Origin of the sequence: Peribacillus folii, assembly GCF_030271255.1 — a bacterium.
Classification (GTDB): Bacteria; Bacillota; Bacilli; order Bacillales; family DSM-1321; genus Peribacillus.
Map to the genome: position 1 here is coordinate 1 of NZ_JASJOM010000026.1, position 5,594 is coordinate 5,594.

Genomic DNA, 5,594 nt, shown 5'->3' on the forward strand with positions numbered 1-5,594 from the left:
AAATTTGTATAATCCTCATTAAGGTCTTCGAGTGGTAGAAGCGGGAAATCACCTGAAAATTTTCTAAGTGTGATTGGTTCTAAATATAAGCCTTCTTTATGTTCGTTGTAAGCCGTATTAATCATAGTTTGTATAGAATCTTCTTTATACTCTAATGCTTCAATCCCACAAAATTTTAATGCTTCTAATACGCCAATTTGAAAATCCTTTGCTAATATACAAACTTTCGTAATGTTATATCCTTTATCTATCAGTAAAGAATAATATTCCATTACTTGTCCAATGTCTGAATAATTAGCGTTATTCTTTTTCATCTCTACTAGTATGAATTCATTTTTGTTCTTAACTTTAAATATTGCGTCACAACGTAGTCTTTCAATTCTTTTTTCTTTTTCAAAAGGTTCTATTTCTTCATTAATATTAGTAAGAATTGGGAACCTGAATAAAACATTTTGAATCATCTTTTCAGAAAATAGACTCATAGAAACACCCCATACCCTTAATTTCTAATTAATTCCATTGTATAATAGTATATAAAAATTAACTACTAGGGGGAAATGCATTGAATGTTGCTTAATTAAGGGAGAAGTATGATATAACAAATTGGCTAGACTAAAATCCGTGGGTGGTTCAATACTCAAAATACCTACCAAAAGTTATTACAGCTAGTGTGTAAATTGTAGATGTGTATTATCAAATTTCAAATGCCAGAGTATCCCTTAATTAACATGGACGTAGATAATTACGAGTTCGAGTCTCTCCTGTGACACTACCAAAGCGGCTTTAAGCCCGCGATAACCTTCTTTATTCGTATAGTGAAACCGGTCAGTATAACGGTCATGTAAGAAATTAAACCGTATATCCACTTGCATTACTTACGATATAGGAGATTTTTTCGTATGACCAAAAAAAGGATTATTAGATGTCAAAGTGGATGTAATAGGTCTATTAGAAGAACTATCTAGTTCTAGTCTGTCCGCTTCAAAATAATAATGAACATCTAGTAGCCCAAGTTTCATCACTATTTCAAATGCTCTAGACATTATTACTCAGTAAATGAGAGCGAGTGGCAACAGAAGCCGTACAATAAGTGTTTATGTTCACCATGTAGAACATTTTCAAAATATTACAAATGTCAAAAATGTTTCGGATATCACTGCCAATACTATTTATAAATGGTTGGATAGCATAAATGTATGCAATCAAACCAAATTAACACGCCTAAAATGCCTAAAAGGCTTTTCTTTCTAGATGTTTTGATAACTGTTGGATTGAGATGAAATTTGGGAAAATCATTAACATAAGACCTCCTTTTGCATTAATTAGCGTTAGAGAACGGCTGCTTGATACATAGTTTTTAATCCAAACGAATGTACGATGACAAACTAATCCATTAAGTGTAATATATTGGTAGAAAACATAGAAAAGAGGGGAATCACATGTCAACTTTTATTGTGAACAAAGCAGGAGCAAAGATTTTTAATGATGTCTCAAAGCACGAGGAACTCCCGATGCCCGCGCTAAACTCTACTGCGGAGGATGGCGTAATTTATAAAGTTTTATCGGTAGGTATGAATGGTAGAACTCCAATAGCATCGATTAAAGTAGGAAGCGAAGTGGTAGCGTATAAGCTACCGTCTGATTTGTATGGATGGGCGGAGAACTTTCTTATGATGGCAGGAGATGGATTACGCATGCTTCCAGCGAAGATTGAGTTCGGAATCTTGGACGGTAGGGCATACGCAGAAATCATTTAAAGGAGGAACTTATATGGGTAAATTGATTAATGCAGGTCGTCAAAGACGAGTAGTACAAGCGTTTGAATTGGTCGAGAAGGCACAAAAAGGAGAAGTTATTGAAATTACAGAATTGACAATGGCAGTATCGCAGTTACTTAACAACTATCATAATCAAATGTGTTCTCCCGATGAAAAGTGGACTACACGTGAGGAGACCGAAGCACTACATAAACTCTTGCGAATATTATCAGATGGAATAGGTCAACTCGAGAATATAGACCAATAAGAGCAGACTAAGAACACTTTCGACAAGTGAAGGGTTCCGAGCGAAGCAGCATCGAATGTATGAGCAATCCAAGTATTGCGAAAAGTAGGACGAGAAGTAAATTCAGTTACATTCTATACACGATGTAAACTGGAAGAATAACTATGTGAAAATTATAGAAAGCCCGGCATACCTATCCTTTAACACGTTAAAAGTGAGTTTGCACTGCTTTACACGTTTTGCAACCACTTGAGGGGCCGAAAGGGGGCCCCTTTCCAAACTTGACGGGTCTGTAGAATTTACGAATGCGCATCAAGGACTTTCGTTTTAATAATGGTTCAATTAGAAGAAAATGGATTTTAGAGAGGTTGTGAATTATTTGGGACAACGAGGTAGACGAAACCCGAACGCAGTTAAACAAAACTTACGCTTTAATTTTTATTTGGATTCCGGTATAAGAGAGAAAAACATTCGCATTTATGATGCCCTACTCGACAATCATAACAGAATATACAAAGCGGTATATGAACGATTAGTAACTCAAACAAATGAGATACAAAAGGAACTATGGGAAGAAGCAGAAGAGGCGTTCAGACCTAGTTTTACACACGAGGATATGGACTTCGGGGACTACGTTGACGATATAGAGAATTATGCACATGAGCGCATTCAAGAACAATTTTTAATGCATTATCAATTCGAGTTAATGTCTCTTAGTAATTTGTACCAAGTCTTTGAGCAACAGATACGGCAATGGCTCTATACAGAAATGACGCATCACTTGAATGAGTACATTAATCAAGTAAGATTCGATAAAGGGGAAGAAAACTACGGTGAATTTTACCAAAACTTCGGAGTAATTACCAAAGCATTCGAAGAGTTACAATTAACTTTTACGGAGTGGTGGGGCGAAGAGCTAATAGTGGAAACAGAGATTTGGAAGGCGATACGGGAATGTAATCTGTTGTCAAATACGTATAAGCATGGTAGTGGACGGTCAGCTACAGTGTTACATAGTATAACTCCTGATTACTTTAAGAAAACAAGTAATACTCTGTTAATGACTCTATACGGTACAACTAACTTGCATACAGTATTGGACATTGAAAAGGTATCATTCGAAAAATACATCACAGCTATGAAGGGGTTCTGGGAAAAGTTAAAAGAACATCAGAATGGGTCGTTGATGTTAGACGTTGATATGACACCAGAGGAAAGCTAAACATACGAATGCTGCTTGTCTTTGCTGAAATTGCGCTTATCCTGAATGTAATATAAAATGGCTAAAGGTACTTTAGCCTTCTCAAAAAGAAGTGAATAAAGTCTTGTTAAATATTTACTAAGCACAAATAGAGATTACAAGACTACAAGAACAAATGTTTGGTGTTGATTCAACAAAAAAGTTAATCTAAAAAAATTGTCTTGAATAAAATTTGTTTGAAGCAGTTCATTGTTTCCGGGACTGCTTCTTTTTTTCATTATTAATATATAAAATATGGAAGGGTGTGTCCGTATGTATTTCAATGAAAAGAAAGAGGATTATCCTAGTTTTTGTAGAAAATTGTGTTAGACAAAAAAGTGGGGTGTTAAATGGACAAAATAATTGATTTACATTGCGACTTCTATGAACAAATAAATACAAATTCTAGTCTAATGAAAGAACTGGAACAAGAAGGGGTCAAAATCTTACAAGGATTTAATCAAAATATACATTTGGTAAGAAGATTTTATGATAAATATTACTCGGAGAATAATGGTAATAGAATTGTACTGTGTGGGATTAATCCAGGTCTTAAAGGAGCTGGAAAAACAGGTATTCCTTTTATCGATTATGCTGCAGCCTCGCAATTACTTCCAAACATCCAAGGAGAAACATGGGAGGATAGCTCAAAGTTTATTTTTTCAGTGATAGAAGAAATTGGTGTACAGAAGTTCTTTGAAAATGTTTATGTCACAAATATTTCTTGGTTTGGATTTAGAAAGGGTAACATTAACTTCAATTATCATGAATTTCCTTCTCACCTATCTGATATGTTTACGGCATGCTTTATTGAAGAAATGAGGATAGTAAAGCCAAAAGTCGTTATTCCATTAGGTAAAGAGGTAGAGAAAACATTGAAGGAAATGATAAAGAATAAAAGACTAAATTGTAACATAGCATCACGAATGAACCATCCAAGATGGTGTAGCATAAGAATAGACGAGAGACCTCAAGAATATAAACAAAAATATTCATTTACTATAAAAAGTTATATGGAGTAAGTAGAAACATAAATATTTTTCTGAATACATTATAGGGAAATATTAAATGCACTAAATTCGCCAATGCATTATTGGTTATAAAGTAAAGGTAGGCCCATTGATTTATAATTTTGTTTATAACATATTGGAGTTACCTGTAAAGAAGAGTAAATGGCGGGAGAATATTTGACCTAAAAGTGGCTTAATACAGATTGAGGCAGTTAACACAAAGACTAGAATTGCCACGTGTCGTTTCATTATGTTATTGAAAACTATTAAAATGTTGGTGGAGTACTTGCAGGAAAAAGTAGACTTCGGATGTGAATAGGTATTTTTGACCTACGAAGGTGATAAAATATCCGAAGCCCGGGTAAAGGATATTCTAGCTTTATATGGGAAAATAGCACAAATTAAGTATAAGAGGGTATCTCCTCATACATTCAGTGATACAGCAGCGTAATTTTATATCTTGAACTCAATAGAGGGTTAGATTAATTATTTGGGTTGTAATTCACCAATTCATACTTTTATTGTTAGTTTTGGGGGAAATCCCCTCTAAATTATATTCAGTTCATCAAGAATCTCATCAATGCTCTTCCGGTTCTTAAAAGATTCTTTCTTTGCTTTATCAAATTCTACCCAATAAGTTTCCCTTTCAACTAGAAAACTACGAATTTCTGAGAAGGTGGCCCCTGACATATACAACTCAATAATAGCTTCGTAATCAGTATTTGCCTTGTCGGAGAGAGTGCTCATACGATGACTGCGTATCAGACTGAGGTTTTGCTGTTGCTTAATTGAATTTACGAAGTTATCTGTCATCTCTTTACGCAACCTGTTTACATTCAGCTTAGTCATGCGGCTATCATCTTTTCTGTACGGAAGTTTTTGATGCATCTCCTTGTAGAATTCAGAAAACTCCCTTCGAAGCTTCTGGCTTAGTCTTACTGATTCAAGTCCCTTCAAATATGAATCTTGACCATGTTCCTTGACCCGTATTTGTTTGGTCGGGGATTGCTTACCTTTGAGCACGTAGCCATATTTATTGAGCGGTTTTCGGATTCCGTCCAGTTTGCTTCTTGCGGCCCCAACAGTCCCTCCATGCCGGGAAGCGTACTTTTCTGCAAATTCATCTAGTGTGGCTGCTAAGTACACACCTTCTAGCTCCATGAAGCCATTGCCGGTGAAAAGCTCGTCTAGATAGGCTTCCACAATGTCTGAGCGACGGTACTCTTCACGCAATAGTAGGTAATACCATACATAGTTGGTGATGGTTACCGTTACCCGGGCATTTTTCCCACGCCCCTCTATACTATGCAATATGACTCCCCGTGCGTTTAGAGAGGCCT

6 protein-coding genes are annotated in these 5,594 nt (G+C 35.7%); 4 read left to right on the forward strand and 2 right to left on the reverse strand.

Translation table 11 applies throughout. From position 1 onward, the window contains the following. The coding region (locus QNI08_RS22295; protein WP_285769536.1) for a hypothetical protein at nucleotides 1-482 on the reverse strand (482 nt) is incomplete at its 3' end. Nucleotides 483-1,439: 957 nt separating this feature from the next. Between QNI08_RS22295 and QNI08_RS22300 the strand changes: the two genes are divergently transcribed. The 4 genes from QNI08_RS22300 to QNI08_RS22315 all read left to right on the forward strand — a co-directional run bounded on the left by QNI08_RS22300 (nucleotide 1,440) and on the right by QNI08_RS22315 (nucleotide 4,266). Next, the gene (locus QNI08_RS22300; RefSeq protein WP_285769537.1) at nucleotides 1,440-1,757 is read left to right on the forward strand and encodes a hypothetical protein; all 318 of its coding nucleotides are present in this window, start codon (nucleotides 1,440-1,442) and stop codon (nucleotides 1,755-1,757) included. 13 nt (nucleotides 1,758-1,770) lie between these two features. After that, a complete protein-coding gene (locus QNI08_RS22305; protein ID WP_285769538.1) occupies nucleotides 1,771-2,025 on the forward strand; it encodes a hypothetical protein in 255 nt (84 codons plus the stop codon). Between the two features lie 358 nt (nucleotides 2,026-2,383). After that, the gene (locus QNI08_RS22310) at nucleotides 2,384-3,226 is read left to right on the forward strand and encodes a hypothetical protein (RefSeq protein WP_285769539.1); all 843 of its coding nucleotides are present in this window, start codon (nucleotides 2,384-2,386) and stop codon (nucleotides 3,224-3,226) included. 368 nt (nucleotides 3,227-3,594) lie between these two features. Further along, complete coding sequence (locus tag QNI08_RS22315) at nucleotides 3,595-4,266, forward strand: uracil-DNA glycosylase family protein (RefSeq protein WP_285769540.1); 672 nt, start codon at nucleotides 3,595-3,597, stop codon at nucleotides 4,264-4,266. Between the two features lie 534 nt (nucleotides 4,267-4,800). Here QNI08_RS22315 and QNI08_RS22320 read toward each other — a convergent pair. Beyond that, a partial coding sequence (locus tag QNI08_RS22320; protein ID WP_285769541.1) for a hypothetical protein occupies nucleotides 4,801-5,594 on the reverse strand: 794 nt, incomplete at its 5' end.

Bases quoted from the DNA above. Each gene is read 5' to 3' on its own strand.
- QNI08_RS22315 (WP_285769540.1), top strand. From the start codon at position 3,595: ATGGACAAAATAATTGATTTACATTGCGACTTCTATGAACAAATAAAT.
- QNI08_RS22305 (WP_285769538.1), top strand. From the start codon at position 1,771: ATGGGTAAATTGATTAATGCAGGTCGTCAAAGACGAGTAGTACAAGCG.
- QNI08_RS22300 (WP_285769537.1), top strand. From the start codon at position 1,440: ATGTCAACTTTTATTGTGAACAAAGCAGGAGCAAAGATTTTTAATGAT.